The 19,195-nt window shown below is 61.7% G+C and carries 18 protein-coding genes; 11 read left to right on the top strand and 7 right to left on the bottom strand.

The window, feature by feature from the left end:
- The first annotated feature begins 27 nt into the window (after positions 1-27).
- The 9 genes from AC1DLT_RS03285 to AC1DLT_RS03245 all read left to right on the top strand — a co-directional run bounded on the left by AC1DLT_RS03285 (position 28) and on the right by AC1DLT_RS03245 (position 9,345).
- Entirely contained in the window at positions 28-846 is an 819-nt protein-coding gene (locus tag AC1DLT_RS03285; RefSeq protein ID WP_477485855.1) for an HpcH/HpaI aldolase family protein, read from the top strand.
- Positions 847-1,065: 219 nt separating this feature from the next.
- On the top strand, positions 1,066-1,827 hold the full coding sequence (locus AC1DLT_RS03280) for an SDR family NAD(P)-dependent oxidoreductase (RefSeq protein WP_477485854.1): 762 nt from the start codon (positions 1,066-1,068) through the stop codon (positions 1,825-1,827).
- Between the two features lie 237 nt (positions 1,828-2,064).
- Positions 2,065-2,523 (top strand): tripartite tricarboxylate transporter TctB family protein, encoded by a 459-nt coding sequence (locus AC1DLT_RS03275; RefSeq protein ID WP_040125555.1) that lies wholly within the window; start codon positions 2,065-2,067, stop codon positions 2,521-2,523.
- 18 nt (positions 2,524-2,541) lie between these two features.
- Positions 2,542-4,047, top strand: coding sequence for a tripartite tricarboxylate transporter permease (locus AC1DLT_RS03270; RefSeq protein WP_477481583.1), 1,506 nt, complete (start codon positions 2,542-2,544; stop codon positions 4,045-4,047).
- Positions 4,048-4,132: 85 nt separating this feature from the next.
- The gene (locus tag AC1DLT_RS03265; RefSeq protein WP_477485853.1) at positions 4,133-4,756 is read left to right on the top strand and encodes a nuclear transport factor 2 family protein; all 624 of its coding nucleotides are present in this window, start codon (positions 4,133-4,135) and stop codon (positions 4,754-4,756) included.
- 132 nt (positions 4,757-4,888) lie between these two features.
- A complete protein-coding gene (locus AC1DLT_RS03260) occupies positions 4,889-5,863 on the top strand; it encodes a Bug family tripartite tricarboxylate transporter substrate binding protein (protein WP_051900653.1) in 975 nt (324 codons plus the stop codon).
- A gap of 149 nt (positions 5,864-6,012) precedes the next feature.
- Entirely contained in the window at positions 6,013-6,492 is a 480-nt protein-coding gene (locus tag AC1DLT_RS03255) for a (2Fe-2S)-binding protein (RefSeq protein ID WP_477485852.1), read from the top strand.
- Positions 6,492-8,600, top strand: coding sequence for a molybdopterin cofactor-binding domain-containing protein (locus AC1DLT_RS03250; RefSeq protein WP_477485851.1), 2,109 nt, complete (start codon positions 6,492-6,494; stop codon positions 8,598-8,600). Before AC1DLT_RS03255 ends, AC1DLT_RS03250 begins: the two co-directional genes overlap by 1 nt.
- Before the next feature lie 43 nt (positions 8,601-8,643).
- Positions 8,644-9,345, top strand: a complete 702-nt coding sequence (locus AC1DLT_RS03245) for a glutathione S-transferase family protein (RefSeq protein ID WP_477485850.1) — start codon at positions 8,644-8,646, stop codon at positions 9,343-9,345.
- Between the two features lie 42 nt (positions 9,346-9,387).
- Here AC1DLT_RS03245 and AC1DLT_RS03240 read toward each other — a convergent pair whose 3' ends face one another.
- Genes AC1DLT_RS03240 through AC1DLT_RS03210 form a run of 7 tightly spaced genes read right to left on the bottom strand, consistent with a single transcriptional unit; the run spans position 9,388 to position 16,891 of the window.
- Complete coding sequence (locus AC1DLT_RS03240; RefSeq protein ID WP_477485849.1) at positions 9,388-10,740, bottom strand: NtaA/DmoA family FMN-dependent monooxygenase; 1,353 nt, start codon at positions 10,738-10,740, stop codon at positions 9,388-9,390.
- A 31-nt stretch (positions 10,741-10,771) separates the two neighbouring features.
- Complete coding sequence (locus AC1DLT_RS03235; RefSeq protein ID WP_477485848.1) at positions 10,772-11,422, bottom strand: NAD(P)-dependent oxidoreductase; 651 nt, start codon at positions 11,420-11,422, stop codon at positions 10,772-10,774.
- Positions 11,423-11,440: 18 nt separating this feature from the next.
- A complete protein-coding gene (locus AC1DLT_RS03230; protein WP_477485847.1) occupies positions 11,441-12,694 on the bottom strand; it encodes an FAD-dependent oxidoreductase in 1,254 nt (417 codons plus the stop codon).
- Positions 12,695-12,699: 5 nt separating this feature from the next.
- Positions 12,700-13,566 carry an NmrA family NAD(P)-binding protein gene (locus AC1DLT_RS03225; protein ID WP_477485846.1) on the bottom strand — a complete coding sequence of 289 codons (867 nt, stop codon included), beginning with the start codon at positions 13,564-13,566 and terminating at the stop codon, positions 12,700-12,702.
- Positions 13,563-14,597, bottom strand: a complete 1,035-nt coding sequence (locus AC1DLT_RS03220; RefSeq protein ID WP_477485845.1) for an ABC transporter substrate-binding protein — start codon at positions 14,595-14,597, stop codon at positions 13,563-13,565. Before AC1DLT_RS03220 ends, AC1DLT_RS03225 begins: the two co-directional genes overlap by 4 nt.
- An 8-nt stretch (positions 14,598-14,605) precedes the next feature.
- A complete protein-coding gene (locus tag AC1DLT_RS03215) occupies positions 14,606-15,838 on the bottom strand; it encodes an acyl-CoA dehydrogenase family protein (RefSeq protein WP_477485844.1) in 1,233 nt (410 codons plus the stop codon).
- Positions 15,839-15,850: 12 nt separating this feature from the next.
- Positions 15,851-16,891: an ABC transporter substrate-binding protein gene (locus AC1DLT_RS03210; protein WP_477485843.1), complete on the bottom strand. Its 1,041-nt coding sequence runs from the start codon at positions 16,889-16,891 to the stop codon at positions 15,851-15,853.
- A gap of 310 nt (positions 16,892-17,201) precedes the next feature.
- On the opposite strand from AC1DLT_RS03210, the gene AC1DLT_RS03205 reads away from it, so the two are divergent.
- Positions 17,202-18,188, top strand: a complete 987-nt coding sequence (locus AC1DLT_RS03205) for an ABC transporter permease (RefSeq protein WP_247031227.1) — start codon at positions 17,202-17,204, stop codon at positions 18,186-18,188.
- Positions 18,188-19,192, top strand: a complete 1,005-nt coding sequence (locus tag AC1DLT_RS03200; RefSeq protein WP_309493838.1) for an ABC transporter permease — start codon at positions 18,188-18,190, stop codon at positions 19,190-19,192. The genes AC1DLT_RS03205 and AC1DLT_RS03200 overlap by 1 nt, the downstream gene beginning before the upstream one ends.
- Positions 19,193-19,195 lie beyond the last annotated feature (3 nt).

Genomic DNA, 19,195 nt, shown 5'->3' with positions numbered 1-19,195 from the left:
GAAACGGTACGGCTATTGGCTTCGTAGTTGCGTCCGCAGCGTATAGGCAGCAGCTATCGAAAGGCAGGCTCAATGACCAACCAACGTCCTCACTTCAGTTCCTTCCGCGATCGTTTGCTGGCGCGAGATCGGATGCTCGGCACGTTCCTCAAGCTTCCGACCACCCAGGTGGTCGAGATCCTGGGGGCGGTTGGCTACGACTTCGTGGTCATCGATCAGGAGCATGCGCCGCTTGATCGCACCATTACGGATATGATGATCTTTGCGGCGAGGGCATCGAATATCGCGCCGATCGTGCGCGTCGGCGACTTCAGCGACGCGAATATCCTCTCCGCACTGGATTGCGGTGCCTCCGGCATCATGGTCCCGCATGTGACGACGGTTGAGAAGGCCCAGGCGATTGCCAGAGCCTGCCGGTATAGAGGCGGCAGCCGCGGGTTTGCGGGGCTCACGCGCGCCAGCGGTTGGGGCGTGGTCGGCGGTGTGCAGCATATGGCGATGCAGGATCGACAGGTGACATGCATTGCGATGATCGAGGATGCCGAAGCAGTCGAACATGCAGGCGATATTGCCAGGGTTGATGGCATTGACGCATTGTTCGTGGGACGAGGCGATCTTACCGCATCATTCGGCGACGATCCCGATGCCGGCGCCAAGGTGGCCGAAATCACCACCACGGTGGCCGCGGCCGCTCGGGAGGCCGGCGTTCCCCTGATGCTGTTGCCGAATGGTAAGGCAGATCTGACCTTTGCCAAGGAGCTCGGCGCCAGCGCCATGTTGGTGTCGAGCGACCATGGCTTTATCCGATCGGCGGCCACCGCGGCGCTGAAGGACTATTGCGACTAATTGGCTGCCGCCGGCGAAACCCCGGCGAAACCGTTGTGGATCGCGATCCCGACACCGGCCGCTTTGGGGCGAGGGGCTTTTCGTGGGGGCGTCGACCGGGCAGATTGGCGACGTCCCTGCTTGATCGGGTTCGACCAGTGGGGATGGCTGGATGGATACGCATTTTCATCAAGCTTTCGATAATGGGCAGGAACCGCAGAGGTCTTGCCGGGAGGGGAAATGACTGCCTTCGAAATTCCGGAGCTGAAAATTCCGAAAGTCGCGCTCGTCACCGGTGGAAACAGCGGGATCGGGCGGGCGACAGCGGCACGTCTCGCCAGCATGGGCAGCACCGTCATCGTCGGCTACAACAGCCGACGCGAGATGGCGGAGGAGGTCGTGAACGGCCTCCAGGGCAGCGGCCACGTTGCAATTCGTATCGCGATCGACGATCCGGCCTCGGTCACCGGGGCAGCCGCCGCCGTCGGCGAGAAATTCGGCAGCCTCGATGCCCTGGTGAATTGCGGAGGCGCCACCACACCCGTTGCGGCAAACGATTTCGACGCGTTGACGGATGATATCTTCGATCGAGCGTTGACGATAAATCTGAGAGGACCATTTGCCATGATCCGGGCATTTCGGCCTTTGTTGGAACAGGTCGACAGCGCGACGATCGTCAACATCTCTTCCATTGCGGCGCGGACGGGGGTGGGAAGCAGTCTTGCATACCTGGCCGCCAAGGGGGGGCTGGATGCGCTCACCATTGCGCTTGCCAAGGTTCTGGCGCCCAAGATTCGCGTCTTTTCCGTTTCACCTGCCGGCGTGGACACGGATTTCGTTCCCAATCGTTCCCGAGACCAGCTGCAGAAGGTTGCGGAAAGGCTGCCTCTTGCGAGGATCACTGCCCCGGATGATGTTGCGCGAGCAGTTATCGCCTGTATCGTCCATCTCACCAGTTCGACCGGCATCGTCGTTCCTGTCGACGAGGGGCGCCATCTATAACGCAAGCATGCAAATTGCCCGAAACGTCGCGCGCTATTCTGCGACACGCCGCTTCGGCCGTCTTCGTCTGGTGAAACATCGTCATTGCCGCGTTGCCAGCCTTCACCAGCTTTGTATTGATCAACCATGTGAGCACGTTTCGTGGTGCGTTGATGATCATGGTCCATTCTCAAGAGATGGACCATGCATCGGGTATCTTACGATAGCGTGCCACTTCTTCTGAGGTGAGGAGCTCGGATGAAGCTTAGCCAGGACGTTTTACTGGGACTGTTTTTTACCACCATCGGTGTCGGGTCGGCAGTGATGGCGGCAAGCTATCCGTTCGGGACATCCAGTCGGATGGGGCCGGGTTATTTTCCTGTCATCGTATCGAGCCTGCTCGTTCTCACGGGCATTCTGGTTCTGTTCCGATCGCGGCTGACCCTTGGAGCGATACCGGAAATCGGCTGGAAGCCGATCGTCGTGGTTTCCCTCGCGATCCTGATCTTTGGCCTGGTCGTCGAACCGCTCGGTCTGCCGATCGCCGTCTTCCTGCTGACGGTCGTCAGCGCCACGACGAGCGAAAAATTCCGGCTCGACTGGAGAGCCTTCGCAGGGGCGGCTGCTTTTGCCGCGTTCTGTTCGGTCCTTTTCGTGGAACTGCTCGGCCTGCCTGTTCCGATTGTCGGAAACTGGCTGCAGGGCCTTGGCCTATAGACATCGCAGGAGTTTGACATGGATATATTCAACGGACTTCTGCTTGGATTTTCGACGGCGACCACGCCGGAGAACTTCCTCTACTGTTTTTTCGGCGTGTTTCTCGGCACGGCCGTCGGTGTGCTGCCTGGCCTTGGGCCCATTGCCACCATTTCTATGCTGCTGCCCTTCACGTTCGGACTGCCGATCGACACGGCGCTGATCATGCTGGCGGGCATTTTTTATGGTTCCCAGTATGGCGGCTCGACCACGGCCATCCTGATGAACATTCCCGGCGAGGCTTCGTCCGTCGTCACGACGCTGGATGGCCATGAAATGGCCAAGCAGGGAAAGGCCGGACGGGCATTGGCGGCGGCGGCGATCGGCAGCTTCTTCGCCGGTACGGTCGGCACGCTTTTCATCGCGATATCGGCGCCGCTTCTTGCAAGTTTCGCCCTGACGTTCGGACCTGCGGAATACTTCTCGCTGATCGTGCTCGGCCTGATCACGTCGATGGTGCTGACGAGCGGTTCCCTGCTCACGGCTTTTGGCATGGCGCTGTTCGGCGTTCTTCTCGGCATGATCGGAACCGACGTCAATTCCGGGGCCGCGCGCTACACATTCGATTCCGCCAACCTCCTGGACGGGCTGGATTTCGTGGTCGTCGCGACCGGCATATTCGGTCTGGGCGATGTTCTTGCAAATCTGGAGAACGAGCGGAACCGGGTCGCCAGCGTGGCGACGGTCAGCAGCCTGTTTCCGACTGCGGACGATTGGCGCCGAATGTCCGCGCCGATCCTGCGCGGCACCGGCATCGGCGTATTGCTCGGCGTGCTGCCGGGCGCAGGGGTATTGCTCGCCTCCTTTTCAGCCTATGCGCTGGAGAAGAAGATTTCCCGGCATCCCGAGCAATTCGGCAAGGGAGCGATCGAAGGCGTTGCGGCACCCGAGGCCGCCAACAATGCCGCGGCGCAAACCTGTTTCATCCCGATGCTGACGCTCGGCCTTCCCGGAACCGCGACCATGGCGCTGATGATCGGTGCGCTGGTGGTTCAGGGTGTCCAGCCGGGGCCTGAAATCCTGACGCAACAGCCAGCCCTGTTCTGGGGCCTTGTCGTTTCCATGTGGCTCGGTAACCTCATGCTGCTGTTTCTCAACCTTCCGCTTGTCGGCATGTGGGCCAGGCTGATCTCGGTGCCTTATCATTTTCTGTTCCCGGTGATCTGCGTCTTCATCGCGATCGGCGTCTACAGCATCAACAACAACGTCTTCGATGTTTACATGATGGCCCTGTTCGGCGTGCTCGGATATTTCTTCAAGAAAATTGGGGCAGAACCTGCGCCTCTCATTCTCGCGATGATCCTCGGCCCGATGGCCGAAGAGTATCTGCGACGGGCGCTTCTGATCTCCCATGGCGACGCGACGGTCTTCTTCACGAGCCCGCTCAGTCTCGGCACGCTGATCGTTGCCTTCCTGCTCCTCCTGTCGATTGTATCGCCGCGCTTCCGCAAGGTGCGTGAGGAGGGGCTGCAGGAGGCCGACTGATGGCAAGAAATGAAAGCGTCCGGCGCCTTCTGCCGGAAGCGCCTGACTCTGACCGAACCAATCGATCAACCTTCAGGGGGTTATGATGCAGCTGGACGATGACAAACGCCTTCGAGCTCTTCTCGATCGTGAAGAATTATTCGATCTCGTGCGCCGCGAGCGATTTGCCCGTGACCAACGTCGTTTCGACACCATGAGCGCATGTTTCCACAAGGACGCTTACATTCGCACAAGCTGGTATGACGCCCGCGGCGGAGAGGCCTATGTGGAGGCGACCCGCAAATGGATGGGCGCGACCGGCAACAGCAAGCACTGGGTGTTTCCGGCTTTCGCGCAGGTCAACGGCGATCGGGCAACCGTTGAAAGTCCAGCGATGATTTTCAACCGCGCACGCCCGGACGATATCGAAGTCGACGTTCACGTCTTCTGCCGCTTCTTTTCTCGGGCGGTCCGGGAAGCGGGGACGTGGAAGCTGATGAGTTTCGAGGTGCTTTTCGAGAGGGACATCATGAAACCGGTCAATCCGTCGGATGTGCTGCCCGTCGACTGGTCGCTTCTGGCGACGATGCGGCCGTCCTACAAGTTCCTCACCTATATCCAGCACAAGCGGGGTGTGACGGTCAATCCAGACCTTTTGGGGGACGATCGGCCCGATGGACTCAGTGCTTTTCACGCCGGCGAAGAACGCTGGCTTGCCGGCAATGAATGACTGCCGGCGCAGGAAGGCCGTGCCGGCCGTTCCAAAGGGCGGAACGGCGATAGTCAGCAGTTCGCCCTGAAGAGCAGACAGGGTAGGGCTTTAGCCAAGGAACTCGATTTAACGAGTGGGAGGAGGAACAGAATGAACAGACGAGAATTCATCGTGCTGGGAGGATCAGCTGTCGCGCTGGCTTCAGGCAGAATAGCAATTGCCGCCAACTGGCCAAGCAAGTCGGTGGTGGTGATCTCGGCTTACCCTCCGGGCGGCACGAGCGACATTATCGCCCGTCTCGTGGCAGACCTGCTGACGGCGAAATTCGGCCAGCAGTTCGTGATCGAAAACCTGGCCGGCGCGGCCGGTGCACTCGCAGGCGGAAAGCTCGCCCGCTCGGCGCCGGATGGCTACACGATCCTCATCAGCGGCAGCGCACCGATCGCCGCCAACAAGGTGGTGCAGACCAATCTCGCCTATGATCCTCAGGTTGACTTCACGCCCATCACCGTGGTTGCAGAAAGCCCGGCACTGCTGACCGCAAGCGCCAAGGCGCCGGCGAAATCGCTTCAGGAACTGATTGCCTACGCGAAAGCCAATCCCGGAAAGATAAATATCGGAAACCCGGGCGCCGGAACGAAAGGCCATATCTGTGCTGCCATCATCAGCCTGCAGACCGGCATTGAGATAAACCACATCCCTTACAAGGGCTCGCCACCTCTGCTCGCCGATTTGCTCGGCGGGCATATCGATTTCGCTCTCGACGCGCCGTCCAATTACCTGCCGCATATCAAGGATGGGAAAATCCACGGCGTTGCCGTGACGTCAGCACAGCGCATCGGCGAATTGCCAGATGTAAAGACGGTCGCCGAGCAGGGGCTCAAGGACTATAATCAGACCCTTTGGTTTGGCGCGGTCGGCCCGAAGGGAATGTCTCCCGAGATCGTCAGTGCCATCCATAAGGCCATCAAGGAGTGGAGCGACACGCCCGCCGCCAAAGCCAAGCTGGCATCGCTCGGTCTGACGGCCGTGGTCAATACGCCAGACGAAATGCGCGGTTCGATCGAGCGCGAGATTGAATCCCTCAAACCCTTGGTTAAGGCGGGCCTCGTGCAGCCGAGCTGATTTCGATCTGAACGCGGGCGGCCAAAGGGACTGCCGGGTGCTGAAGTTCAACGCCCAGCATTTTTTAGAGAGCAGGCCGGGCGGTCCCGCCCGCTACGATCCTCAGCGACCGGATATCTCGTTAGCAGGCAAAGAAGAGACTGCATTGCATGAGCAAGCCCTTTACTCTGACCGTCAATGGTCGGGATCACGACCTGGATGTTCCTCCCACTATGCCACTGCTGGACGTGCTGCGTAATCATCTGGGGCTGAAGGGCAGCCGATTTGGCTGCGGGCTTGAGCAATGCGGCGCGTGCATGGTGCTGATCGACGGTTCTGCAGAATATTCCTGCAGTCGCGAGGTCGGTACGCTTGGCGGTCGCAGCATCACCACCGTTGAAGGTTTGGGCTCGGCCGAAGCGCTGCATCCGCTTCAGCAAGCTTTTCTCGATGAGCAGGCAGGACAGTGCGGATATTGCCTGTCGGGTATTCTCATTTCGGCCAAGGCTTTCCTGGATCGTAATCCGGACCCCACGCGCGCCGAAGTCGCTGCGGCGCTTGATGCGAACCTCTGTCGCTGCGGATCGCATCCTCGCATTCTGCGCGCTGTGCTCAAGGCAGCAGCCGTGTTGCGCCATGAGGCTGCTTGATGACCGGGCTTGTCCACAGTCTGAAGGACAACCCGCGTCTGGACCGCTGGCTTCGCTTCCTCAGCGACCGCACGGTACGGATCGGCACTGGCAAGGTCGAGCTTGGCCAGGGGGTTCTGACGGCGCTCGCCCAAATCGCTGCGGAAGAGCTGGATCTGGGCATCGGCCAGATCAGCATGATGTCCGGCAACAGCGTGGAGGGACCGGGGGAAGGTTATACCGCGTCCAGCTGGTCGATCGAGCATTCTGGCGCTGCAATTCGCCTCGTCGCAGCGGAAGTCCGCGCGCTTGCCTTGATGCATGCTGCCCTGCGTCTGAACGCCTCGCCGGATGAGCTCACTATTGTCGAAGGTGCCTTCTTCAGAAACGGCATTCCGAGCGGGATCGACTATTGGGCAATCGCAGGCGAGCTCGATCTTTCTGCCGAGGCGACAGGCATGGTTTCACCGAAGCCTGTGGATGCCTATCGTCTCGTCGGCACTTCCGTTTCGCGGCTCGATCTTCCTGCAAAGCTGACCGGATCGGGCTTCATCCACGACATGACGCTGCCTGGCATGCTGCATGCCCGCACCCTGCGCCAGCCTGGCCGCGGTGCTACGCTTACCCTGCTCGACGAGGCGGCCGTGCGGCGCAAGGCCGTCGCCGATATCAACGTCATCCGCATCGACAACTTCCTGGCGTTCGTGGGGGCCGACGAGACCGCCGTTCGCGCGGCGGCCGTCGCTGCGGCGGAATATTCCGTCTGGACCAACGCTCGGACGCTGCATCCCGAACAGGCCACGGCTGAATGGGTGGCCGCACAGCCTTCTATTGACCGAGTGATCGGCGATCCTCCTGCTGACCCCTTATCCGATTGTATATCGGCAACCTTTTCCCGCCCATTTCTGTCTCATGGCTCGCTAGCTCCGTCCTGCGCGGTCGCAGTTTACCGCGATGGCATGCTGACCGTCTGGTCCCACGGCCAGGGCATGCATCCGTTGCGGGAAAACATTGCAAAAACGGTCGGCCTGCCCCTCGAAAAGGTCGCATGCCATCACGTGCAAGGCGCTGGCTGTTATGGCCATAACGGCGCCGATGATGCCGCGTTGGATGCCGCTCTTGTGGCATTGGCACTACCGGGTAAACCCATCCGGCTGATGTGGCGGCGGGAAGAGGAGTTCGGCTACGAACCGCTCTCCTCGGCAATGACCGTCACCGTCCACGCGGCACTCGACGCCGCCGGGCGACCTGCCGATTGGACGACCGAGATATGGAGCGCTACGCATGGCCAGCGTCCCGGAGTTGGGGGCGCCTATCTTCTGGCCGCCGAGGCGATGAAGGAGCCACCGCCCGAACGCAAGCCCTTCGACATTCCGCTCGAGCGGGGAGGAGGTGCGGTGCGTAACGGAATTCCGCTCTACGACATGGCCGCCAAGCGGATCAGCTACCACCTGATACACGACGTGCCGGTGCGCACCTCGTCGTTGCGCGGGCTCGGGGCGACTTTGAATGTCTTTGCCATCGAAGCCCTGATCGACGAACTTGCCGCCCGGGCCGGCGAGGATCCGGTGAGATACCGCCTGTCCAGCCTTTCCGACCCGCGGGCCCGCAGAACCCTTGAAAAGGCCGCGGCGATGGCCGGCTGGTCGTCACGTGACGCTGGCGGCGCCGGGAAGGGCTTGGGTATCGGCATCGCCCGCTATAAAAACGCGTCGGCCTATGCCGCGGTCGTTGCAGCCGTCGAGGTCGACGAGGCGGTGCGCGTCACCGATATCTGGTGCGCCGTGGATGCGGGGCTCGTCATCAATCCCGATGGCGTCGTCAACCAGATCGAAGGCAATATCGTTCAGGCCATCAGCTGGGCCCTGATCGAAGAAGTTGGCTTCGGCCCGCAAGGGATCTCGACCGTTGATTGGCATAGCTATCCCGTCATCCGGTTTTCGGACATACCGGAAATTCGTGTCGAACTTATCGAAGCGGACCAGCATGAAGCGCTTGGAGTGGGCGAATGCGCCGGTGGGCCGACCGCTGCAGCCATTGGCAATGCCGTCGCCCATGCGTTGGGCATGCGCATCCACGACATGCCGATGACGCGGGAACGGATCATGACCGCCGCTTTGAGAGCTTAGGCATCCGGCAGACGGCTTGGAGAACAATAGGGAGGAGCGGGATATGGAGAATGTTGAGCTGCTATCGGGCGGGCTCTCGGCTCGGAAGGGTGAAACGATCCTCTTCTATAGTCCGGGAGCCTGTTCGCTTGCTCCCCATATCGCTCTCGAGGAGACCGGCCGGCCGTTTCGACCGATCGAGACATTGCTGGGGAAGCAACAGCACCTCACTCCCGATTATCTGGCGATCAATCCCCGGGGGAAAGTCCCATCCCTTGTGACGCCGGATGGCCAGGTGATCACGGAAAACACCGCGATACTGGCCTATATCGGCCTCATCAATCCCGAACTGCGCATGTTTCCGACAGATGTTGTCGAGCAGATGCAATGTATCGCCCAGATGGCGTGGTTTTCGAACACGCCGCATATATTTCAGAAAGCCAAATTCCGGCCCTATCATTTCGCCGATGAGGAAGAGGTTCACGACGCTATCCGGACGAAGGCTGCGGCAAGATATTGGGAGAGCATGGTAGAAATCGACAGGTTGATTGCCGATCACCATTGGATCATGGGCGAACAATATACGGTCGTGGACCCCTATGCGCTCGTCTTTTACGGCTGGGGCACGAGCAACGGCTTGCCGATGGAGACGCTCGGGCATTTCACCCGGCACAAAAACCAGATGCTCGAAAGAACAGCCGTGCGAACCGTGCTGGAACGCGAGATGAATCCTCATTTTAGAACCGCTATCTCGACCAATGCCTAACCAAAGGCGGGCGACAGGCGGTTCAGGACATTATAGGGAAGCTCAGCGCAGCCGTGAAATGGCGGCGCTTCTGCCGATGTCCGCGTCTGCTTGGGGAAAGGGCAGTCCGTACCGCTCGCGGACAGTCTTTTCCTCGTACCGGGTACGGTAGACGCCGCGATCCTGCAGGATCGGAACGACCTTTTCGACAAATTCCTCGATATCGTCCGGCGCGCGGGGTGGCTGCAGCGTATAGCCGTCGACGGTTTCGTCCGCCCAAAGATCGATGATCCCGTCGGCCACCTCCTCGGGCGTACCGAGCAGGAGGCGGTGATGCCCTTCCGAACGCCGCACGACCTCTCTGGCGGTCAGCTTCTCGTGGGTGAGCAGATCGACAAGCCCAAGTCCCATGCCTACCGCCTGCAGGCGATTTGGATCGGGAATGAAACGCTCCGCATCCAGAACCGCATCCGGATCGAAACCGTCAGGATCAATGCCGTTCTCCTTGACGAAGCGGGCGATCAGGCCGTCTTCCGAGCCGGCGCCGCTGAAGAGTTCGTGTTTGYGCAGTGCTTCCTCGCGGGTCTCGCCGAGAATGACGACGAGGCCGGGCACGATGCGAATGCCCAAGGGGTCGCGGCCGAACGCAATTGCCCGGTCCCTGACCTTCTTACCGAAGGCTTGGCCGGCGGGACGCGAGAGGATGTTGCAGTAGATGATCTCTCCATGGCGCGCGGCGAGGTCGATGCCGCCTTCAGACGCGCCTGCCTGCGCGATGACCGGGTGGCCTTGCGGCCCGCGCGGAACATTGAGCGGGCCCTTGACGGTAAAATAGGTGCCCTGGTGATCGATCGCATGGGCGCTGGTCGCATCCCAGAAACGGTCTTCCGGCACTTCGCCTTCGCGAGAGGGGTCCCAGCTCGCCCAGAGCTTCTTGGCGACGTCGAGGAATTCCGATGCCTTCGCGTAACGCTGGTTGCGCGGCGGTAGCGGCTCCGAACCAAAATTGGCGGCGACGTTCGGATTGAAGGAAGAGACGATATTGATAATCAGTCTGCCGCCCGAAATGATGTCCGTCGATTGGGTGCGGCGTGCGAGGTTATAGGGCGAATTGTAGGTCGAGGACATGGTCGCCACGAAACCGATATCCGGCACTTGGGCGGCAAGCGCCGTGCAGAGGATCAGTGGATCGATTGTGTGGAAGGGGCGGCCATTCGGATCGGTCATCAGCGCCGGATGGTCGGAGAAGAACACCGCGTCGAACAGGCCCTTGTGGGCAAGCTCGGTCAGGCGCCGGTAATAGTCGGGATCGGTGATCTCGTGCCGGTTGCCCGTCCGGTATTTCCAGGCATTGCCGAGATAACCGGTCGTGTTGATGCCGACATTGAGGTTGAGCTTGCGCGGGGTGTTGGCCATGGGTCTGGGTATCCTGGTTGGGCGGGGCCGGTCAGTAGGCGGCAGTGAAGCGCCGGCGGACGAACTGGCCCTTGTCGAGTTCGTCAAGAATAGCGATGGCGAAGTCGGCCTCCGAGATGCGGCTTTCGCCGGCTTCATCGCGCAGCAGACGGTCTTCGCCGAGCCGGAACTTGCCGGTGCGTTCGCCAGCCTTGATCGAAAGCGGCGGCGAGACATAGGTCCAGTCGAGATCGTGGTCACCGCGCTTGAGGCTCCTCAGGATCTCGCGGTTGCGCAGCGTATGGGCCTTGTGTTCGGCCGGGTAGAAATCGCTGTCGACCACATCGACACCCGGACTCGCCTCAAGGCTGCCAACGCCGCCGACGATAATAAGGCGGCGGACGCCTGCTTGTTTGATCCCCGCAAACAGCGCGTCATGCGCCTTGCGGATGAGTTCGGCCGCGTCCTCGGCGGAGTGGCGACGCAGGCCGGGACTATAGGCACTGATCACCGCATCATGGCCGGCGGCAATCTTTGCGACGTCGTCGGCATTGGCGATATCCGCCTTGAGGACAGTCAGGCGTTCGGCTGGATCGAGATCCGCCGAACGGGTAACGGCTGTGACGCGATGCCCGCGTGACAACGCTTCCTTGCGGATATTGCTGCCGATGTTTCCGGAGGCGCCGAAGACGACGATGGACATGAGATTATTTTCTTGAAGCTATTGGGGAGCGGCCACGGCCGAAATCGGCCGGCCGGCACCGACATTGCGTAACATTGCCGAAAGAGAGGAGCGCACGGCCTCGTAGCCGTGCTCGCGCATGGCATTTTCATAATCGTTGACGGCAGCCGCCTGGGGTTTGCCGTGGCGGCGGGCGGCGACGATCTGAGGCACGAGAAGGCCGGTATCGTAGAGCGCGGTATTGCCGCCCAGCGCGCGAAAATAGGTCATGGCGTGGATGGCGTCGCCAAGCAGGGTGACCGGTCCCGTCTGCCAAATGGCGCCGGGCGTCGAACTCTTCACCTTGAGGAAGGCGACGGTCGAGGGATCGGTGTGCCGGATAAGCTTCAGGATGCGCTCGTCCCAATGTGCGATACGCGCGAGAAGCACCTCGAGCAATGCAGCGCCGTCCAGCTTTTCCAAGGCTTCGTCCGGTCCGAGCTCGCCGGTGTCGTAGGCCGTGTTCCACCAGGCATAGCTGGCGGTGTTGTTGAAGTGGAACCCGGGGATACCCCGATGGCTTGGGTCCTCGGTGCCAATCAGGCCATGGCGCGCGTAAGCCCCCGGATTGACCCGGTGGCTGGTGATCATCAGCGTGCGGCCGTCGCGCGGGCGGATATGGGTGTTGAAGTCGGTGAGCAACGGCGAGATGCCATGGCGTTCGGCATCCCTGAGCGTGATCTTTCCTGCGAGACGACGTACGCCGGTATCGATGCTGGTGAGATCAGGCAGGAGCTGGCGTCGCACCGCCGATCCCGCCCCGTCGGCACCGACCAGCAGATTGGCGCGCACTGCCGAGCCGTCGGCAAAATGAGCGATCACCGTGCCATCCGGCTGAAGAGCGTATCGTTCAAAACGTTTGCCGGTTTGAACGATATCGTCGAGGCCGGAAAGCAGGATCTGTCGCAGCGTGATGCGGCTTACGGATTTTTCGATATGCGTATCTTCCGGCTCCCCGCTGCCACGCCCCGTGTCGTCCAGCCGATTAAACTGCTCGTCGAGTACAAGATTTTCCGTTGGCGCAAGGCCGAGCGTATCGAGAAAGGCGTCGTACAGATGCGGCGGCAGGTTGGCCTGAAGCGCGTCGATGCCGCGTTGGCGGATACGCATGCGAAAGCCCTGCACATAGTCGGCGCGGACCGGATCGCGCTCGAAGACGGCGGTATCGATGCCGTTTTTCTTGAGGCCCTGAGCCAGGGCGAGGCCTCCAGGGCCGCCGCCGATGATGGCGATGTCGACGAAGGGAATACTCATGGGTTCTATCCAACCAGGGCCGCTTCGGCGGCGAGATAATCTGACACGAAGGCCTCGACGCTCAGCGGTGGTCGCCCCAGGATCGAGGCGACGAGATCCGTCGTAACGGCCGCGCGGCCGGCGGCGATGAGGGTGGCGAATTGTGCAACGGCCCGATGTTCAAAATCAGTATCGGAAGGGCCGATGCCGGGCCGCTTCTCGATCGCCGTGACCCGTCGCCCAAGCGCTGTCGCGATGAGGCCGGCGATCTGCCGCGGCGTCTTCACATCAGGGCCGCTCAGGTTGAGCGCGCCGACGTCGGCGATCCTGTCGGCGAGAAGAAGATGGACGGCGACATCGGCTATGTCGCGGGCATCGATATATCCGACGCCGGCATCAAGGTTCGCGGCGGTGAGGGGATTGCCGGCCAGGACGTGTTTGATGGTGTTGGCAAGCGACACCTGCATCCAGGCGTTCGGACGAACGGATATCGAGTCGATCGGCAGGCGGCGGAGGTGTTGTTCGACGGCCGCGTGGGCGTCACCGGAAATCGAGACGCCGGGCGGATCGATTGTCCAATCCGAACCGGAAATCTTGACGATGCGCTGCACGCCCGCCGCCTCAGAGGCGTTGGCGACGGCGATCTGGTCCGCCGCCAGCCGCTCACTGATCGGCGAGAGGAGGAGAAGCCGCCCGACGCCCCGGAGGGCGGCATCGAGCGAGTAGCGGTCGGCAAATTCGCCGGCGGCGATCTGGACGATGGCGCCGAACAGATTGCGTGCCGTTTCCGGTCGGCGGGTGAGGATCCTGACTGGCCGGTTCTGCGCGACGAGCCGTTCGACGATAAGCCGGCCCAGCCTGCCGGTCGCGCCTGTGACGAGGACCCGGCTCATGCGGCGGCCCGCCGGTTTGCAGCTTCCAATGGCCTGCTGTCGATCCAGGTCGAAACATTGAAGTCGGCGGGAATGAAGCCCCATTCGAGCAGGAAATTCTTGAAGTGGTCGAAAGCGGTGATCTGGTCTGCATCCAGCGAGAGCGTCAAGTGCTTGTGCACGTTGGGGCCATTTGCCGCCCAGACCGCATCTTCGCCAACGCCGATCTCATTGGCGATCAAGCGTACCGCATCTCCCGGATTGGCCTCAGCCCACGCCGCCACGCCGCGGATGGTTTCGACAAGCTCGGTAACGAGGTCGAAATGCTCGTCGAGGAAGCGCGCATCGACCGTCAGGGGCCGCGGCGTGCCATTGTTAATGCGAATCTTCGCGTCGGGATGGAAGCCGAATTCCGAGACGACGACGGCGCCGATCTGGTTGGCAAGCACGATGCCTTCCGCACCCTTGACGAAAAAGGCGTCGATGTCGCCGCGGGCAAGGGCCAGAAGTTCGTCGCCATAAGGGTAACGGCGCTTCAGGCCGAGAAAGGCGGTGTTGCCCCGCTCGATCAGGTTGGCCTCGGTGCTGTCGAGATAGACGAGTTTGACGTCATCGTGCGTCAGGCCATCGAGCGAAAGCGCCGAAACAATCCCTTTCAGAGCCGTGGCTCGCTGGAAATCGACGATCTTCTCGTCCGGCTTGCGCGGCACGCCGAGGCGACGGCCCTTCAAGTCGGCGCCGGTCTTTATGCCGGAGGAGGGGAGCGCGATGATCGCCTGGAATTCGTCGGTGCTGGTGATGCCGATGACGCGGGTCTCGCGTCCGCCGGAACGCGCCCAGATCGGCGGGATGTTGCCCCCCTGCCGGAAAGAGTAGTCGAGCGCATGGGTGAAATGGCTCTGACGAACGACGGGATCCTTGCTGTCGCGGATCGAGCGGACAACGACCCCGGAGGATTCGAACTGCCGGTCGATCCAGCCGAGCTGGTGGGCGATGGAGAGGGGCGTCGGCGCCGGGCAGCGCGTGTACCAGACGGAGGAGAGAAAAGACATGATGGCTCCTAACCGCGGCCGACGACGGCGAGGCGGGGTTGCGGGTGGGGGCGCACCGGCACCGGTTCGAGCACGACCGCGGGTGCAGCGGCGTGCCGGCCGAGCGTGGCCTTGGCGAGCATGGTGCGGATAAGGTTGTTCTGGGGCGCATGTGCCTTGCCGGACAACGCATCCCGGTGATGCCGCTCCAGTGGGTTGTCGCGGCTGATGCCGGGATTGCCGCCGAGTTCCAGTGCCAGCGTGGTGACGGCGATGGCGTTTTCCATGACGGTATGTTTGACCGCCGCCGCATCCGCACCGAACGGCCGTCCTGCATCGAAATCCTCGGCGATCGAGCGGAGCAGGCGGCGGTTCACCGTCAACCAGACCTCGATCTGGCCGAGGCCGTCCTGAATTCGGGGTACTGTCGAGAGGGGAGCGCCAAGGCTTGCCGGCGCCCTTGATGTGGTGAATTCGATCAGCCAGTCGCGGGCGCCTCGGGCGGCCCCGTCATAGATCGCCGGGACGAGGCTGAAATACCAGGCGCCCAGGCGTTCGTCACGTTTGATGCCCTCACTGGCCGGCGCGATGTCGAGCACATCCTCCAGAGGGATCGTCACATCGTCGAGGATCAGGTCGTCGCTGTTGGTGGCGCGCATGCCGGTGGCGTTCCAGGTCTTTTCCACTCGGATGCCATCGGCACTGGTCGGCACCAGGAATGAACCGAGGCGCGGCTCCGGCTCGTCAGTGATGGCGAGCACGGAGACCCAGCGCAGCAGCGGAATGCCGGTCGCATAGGTCTTGTGGCCGGTGATCCGCCATTCGTTGCCGACCCTGCGGGCCACGGTTTCCGGTGGCGTGCCGTGCGAAGGCGAACCGACGCGGGGCTCCACCTGCGCGGCATTGATCAATGCGACGCCTTCACGATTAGCTTTGGTTACCCGCTCGATCAGATGTTTCGGCCATTTGCCCGACGCGCGGATCGAATAGTGCTGGTTATAGTGCATGGAGAGCACCAGCGCGGTGGAAGGCTCGCCGCGGGCGATGGCGGAAACGACCGCAAGCGCTTCGGTCAGGCCGCCGCCGCGGCCGCCATGTTCGACCGCTGTCACGAGCCCAAGAAGGCCGGCTTCGTGAAGGGCATCGAAATTGGCGAAAGGAAATTCGCCTGTCTCGTCATAATGACGGGCAGTCAACGCGAAGCGTTTTCCCAGTTCCTCAGCTTTGGCAATCAGCGACGCGAAATCGATCGAAGCGGTCATCATGTTCTCCGATCAGGCGACGGCACGGGTTTCGAGCAGTGCCCAGGGACGATGATCGACCCAGGCGTCGATATCGAAATTGGAGGCGAGGAAGCCCCATTCGTGCAGAAAATCCTTGTAGTGGCCGATCGCTTCGACCAGCTCAGGCTCGAGCCCGATACCCAGATGCTTGTGGAGGTCCGGTCCGTTGGCGGAGGCGACGACCTCTTCCGACGCGCCCACCTCGCGGGCAACGAAGCGGCGCACGTCGTCCGGATGGCTCTCCGCCCAGGCGCTGGCGCGCTTCAAGGTTTCGATAAGCTTCGCCACGAGATCCGGCCGGTCTTCGGCAAACCGTTCATCGACGGTGAGGATGCGCGGCGAGCCGGAATTGATGCGGATCTTCGGGTCGGGGTGGAAGCCAAATTCGGCGACCGTGTGGGTCGCGAAGAGGTTGGCGACACCGATGCCGGGCGTGCCTTTCACGTAGATCGCGTCCACTTCGCCGCGCAGCAGGGCGGCGATTTCCGGCCCGTAGGCCTGCCGGTTGCGCAGGCCGTAGAGCTGCGGGCCTTCAAGATTGTCGAGTACCGAATCCGGAAGCGCGATGTCGACGATCTCGACGTCCTTGTAAGTCAGGCCCTCCAGCGAAAGGGCGGAGACCAGGCCTTTCAGCGCGGTGGCGGCCATGAAATCGACGATGCCGGGCGGACGGCGGGTGATGCCGAAACGGCGACCGACGAGATCCCTCGTCGTTCTGATACCGGTGCCGGGCAAGGTAATGATCGCCTGGAACTCGTCTGTCCAGGTAATGCCGACGAGGCGCGTCGGATTGCCCTCCGAACGGGCTCGGATCGGCGGGACATTGCCGCCGTGGCGGAAGGAATAGTCGAGGTGATGATCGAAATGGCTGGACCGGATGTTCCGGTCCTTGCTGTCGATGATCGAGTTGAGGGTGATTCCCTCCCTGGCGAAGGTTTCGTCCAACAGACCGAGCTGGGTCGCGAGACCCACCGGAGTGGGCACGGGGCAGCGCGTGTACCAGATTTGAGAAATGGCGTTGCGAATGGTCATCGTATCCTCCTATGCCTCGTCCGCGTCTTCAGGCCTGCGGAAGCCTTTTTCTCCCAATCGCAGCAAACGAGTGCGTTCTTGCCTCTCGCTCGCGAAACGTGGGAGATAATTGCGATCATCGGCCAAAATTGAGTATTATCGAAAACGTGATTTCGAAAAATCATCGTTATCGGGTTTTATTTTGCGCAAACAGATTTGACAAAGCCTATAGAATTAGTCAACTATCAAAATTACCGGATACCAAAATCGATGTTTCCGGAAGCTTTGAGCTGCTCCGTGCAGCTATCTTGAACCTGAGAGGCGGAGCACGATGCCGGCGCTGCTGAGAATTGCACGAACACTGCGACGCACGCTGTTGCAGGCGATCCCGACCGTGCTTGGGATCGTCATCCTGAATTTCTTTCTGCTGCAGCTGGCACCCGGTGACGCGGCCGACGTGATGGCCGGCGAGGCGGGATCGGCGACGGCGGAAAGCATGGCGGCACTGCGCTCGCGCTTCGGCCTCGACAATCCCGTGCTCGTGCAGCTCGGGCACTATCTCAACAATCTCGCGCATTTCAGCCTGGGTTTTTCGCCGCGCTACGGCATGCCGGTCGCCGACCTCATCGCCCAGCGCCTGCCGGGTACGCTGACCTTGATGGCGCTCGCGCTGACCATCGCTATTCTGCTCGGCGTCGTCCTCGGTTCGCTGATGGCAAGCTTCGCCGGCCGTATTCCGGATCGCTTGCTGTCGATCTTTTCGCTGCTTTTCTATTCGATCCCGAGCTTCTGGATCGGCCTGATGCTGATCGTCTTCTTCTCGGTGAAGCTCGGCTGGTTGCCGAGCGGCGGCGCCGGGACGATCGGGTCGCGGCTGACCGGTGTGCCGGCAATTCTCGACAAGGCGCGCTACATGGTGCTGCCGGCGACGTCGCTCGCGCTGTTCTACGTGGCGATCTATGCCCGGCTGACGCGCGCCTCGATGCTGGAGGTCAAGAACCAGGATTTCGTGCGCACCGCCTATGCCAAGGGGCTGACGCCTTTCGGCGTCACCGCACGGCATATCCTGCGCAATGCGCTGATCCCGATCACCACCATGGCCGGCATGCATATCGGCGGCATGCTGGGTGGCGCGGTGGTGGTCGAGACGGTCTATAGCTGGCCGGGACTCGGTCGGCTCGCTTTCGAGGCTGTCATGGGCCGGGACTTCACAGTGCTGCTCGGCATCCTGCTTTTGTCTTCGCTTCTCGTCATCATCGCCAATGCCGCCGTGGATATCATCCACGCCTGGCTCGACCCCCGTATTGGAGCCCGCTGATGTCCACGACCGATGTCAGAAACTTTCGCAGCCTTGTGGCCGAACGCGAGGCGACCGCCGAGCCGGAAGCGGTTGCCGCGAGTGCTGCGGCGAACGGGCCGGCTTGGTCCAACATGAAAGCACCCGATGCCCGCTCGCAGCAGAGCGCGGCGGTTGCGGTGACCAACGGGCGGCGGGCGCTGAAGGTCTTTCTGTCGAACCCGAACGCCTTGTTCGGCACGGGTTTCCTTGTCTTCGTCATCCTCGTCGCTCTTACCGCTCCGATCCTCTATCCGGACGATCCCCTGTCCATGGTGGGCCGCCCGTTCCTGTGGCCGGGGCAGAACTCCGCCTATCCGCTCGGCACGGATTCGCTCGGTCGCGACGTGCTTGCCGGTATCCTGCATGGTTCGCGCATTTCATTGTTCGTCGGGCTCATGGCAACCGCGCTGGGGCTGACGTTCGGCGTCCTGGTTGGCTCGACGGCGGGTTATTTCGGCGGCTGGATTGACGATCTCCTGGTTCGGCTTATCGAAATCTTCCAGACGCTGCCGAGCTTCGTGCTGCTGGTCGTGCTGGTGGCGATCGCTCAGCCCTCGGCGACAACGGTGACGTTGGCGATTGCCGTCATCTCGTGGCCGACGGTCGCCCGGCTGACCCGCGCCGAATTCCGCGCCATCCGCGAGAAGGATTTTGTCATGGCGGCCCGCAGCCTCGGCTACGGCCATGCCCGCATCATCTTCCGGGAGATCCTGCCAAACGCGCTGCCGCCGATCATCGTCACCTCGTCGGTCATGGTGGCGACGGCAATTCTCATGGAATCGGCGCTTTCCTTCATGGGGCTTGGCGATCCGAACGTGGTGAGCTGGGGTTCCATGATCGGTACCGGTCGCGAACTCGTCCGCACCGCATGGTATCTGACCGCGCTGCCGGGACTGGCAATCGTGTTCACCGTCCTCGCCCTCAATCTTATCGGCGACGGCTTGAACGACGCACTCAATCCCCGTTTCTCGCAGGATCGTTGAGAC

Source organism: Neorhizobium sp. 05N33 (assembly GCF_056397445.1).
Note: the sequence above shows the minus strand (reverse complement) of the source record. Positions and strands in the feature narration are given on the sequence as shown.

What these genes read in the sequence shown, in the direction of transcription:
- AC1DLT_RS03255 (WP_477485852.1), top strand. Translation starts at nt 6,013, where the DNA reads ATGAGCAAGCCCTTTACTCTGACCGTCAATGGTCGGGATCACGACCTG.
- AC1DLT_RS03275 (WP_040125555.1), top strand. Translation starts at nt 2,065, where the DNA reads ATGAAGCTTAGCCAGGACGTTTTACTGGGACTGTTTTTTACCACCATC.
- AC1DLT_RS03265 (WP_477485853.1), top strand. Translation starts at nt 4,133, where the DNA reads ATGCAGCTGGACGATGACAAACGCCTTCGAGCTCTTCTCGATCGTGAA.
- AC1DLT_RS03230 (WP_477485847.1), bottom strand. Translation starts at nt 12,694, where the DNA reads ATGAGTATTCCCTTCGTCGACATCGCCATCATCGGCGGCGGCCCTGGA.
- AC1DLT_RS03200 (WP_309493838.1), top strand. Translation starts at nt 18,188, where the DNA reads ATGTCCACGACCGATGTCAGAAACTTTCGCAGCCTTGTGGCCGAACGC.
- AC1DLT_RS03250 (WP_477485851.1), top strand. Translation starts at nt 6,492, where the DNA reads ATGACCGGGCTTGTCCACAGTCTGAAGGACAACCCGCGTCTGGACCGC.
- AC1DLT_RS03245 (WP_477485850.1), top strand. Translation starts at nt 8,644, where the DNA reads ATGGAGAATGTTGAGCTGCTATCGGGCGGGCTCTCGGCTCGGAAGGGT.
- AC1DLT_RS03225 (WP_477485846.1), bottom strand. Translation starts at nt 13,566, where the DNA reads ATGAGCCGGGTCCTCGTCACAGGCGCGACCGGCAGGCTGGGCCGGCTT.
- AC1DLT_RS03260 (WP_051900653.1), top strand. Translation starts at nt 4,889, where the DNA reads ATGAACAGACGAGAATTCATCGTGCTGGGAGGATCAGCTGTCGCGCTG.
- AC1DLT_RS03205 (WP_247031227.1), top strand. Translation starts at nt 17,202, where the DNA reads ATGCCGGCGCTGCTGAGAATTGCACGAACACTGCGACGCACGCTGTTG.
- AC1DLT_RS03220 (WP_477485845.1), bottom strand. Translation starts at nt 14,597, where the DNA reads ATGTCTTTTCTCTCCTCCGTCTGGTACACGCGCTGCCCGGCGCCGACG.
- AC1DLT_RS03215 (WP_477485844.1), bottom strand. Translation starts at nt 15,838, where the DNA reads ATGACCGCTTCGATCGATTTCGCGTCGCTGATTGCCAAAGCTGAGGAA.
- AC1DLT_RS03270 (WP_477481583.1), top strand. Translation starts at nt 2,542, where the DNA reads ATGGATATATTCAACGGACTTCTGCTTGGATTTTCGACGGCGACCACG.
- AC1DLT_RS03280 (WP_477485854.1), top strand. Translation starts at nt 1,066, where the DNA reads ATGACTGCCTTCGAAATTCCGGAGCTGAAAATTCCGAAAGTCGCGCTC.
- AC1DLT_RS03210 (WP_477485843.1), bottom strand. Translation starts at nt 16,891, where the DNA reads ATGACCATTCGCAACGCCATTTCTCAAATCTGGTACACGCGCTGCCCC.
- AC1DLT_RS03235 (WP_477485848.1), bottom strand. Translation starts at nt 11,422, where the DNA reads ATGTCCATCGTCGTCTTCGGCGCCTCCGGAAACATCGGCAGCAATATC.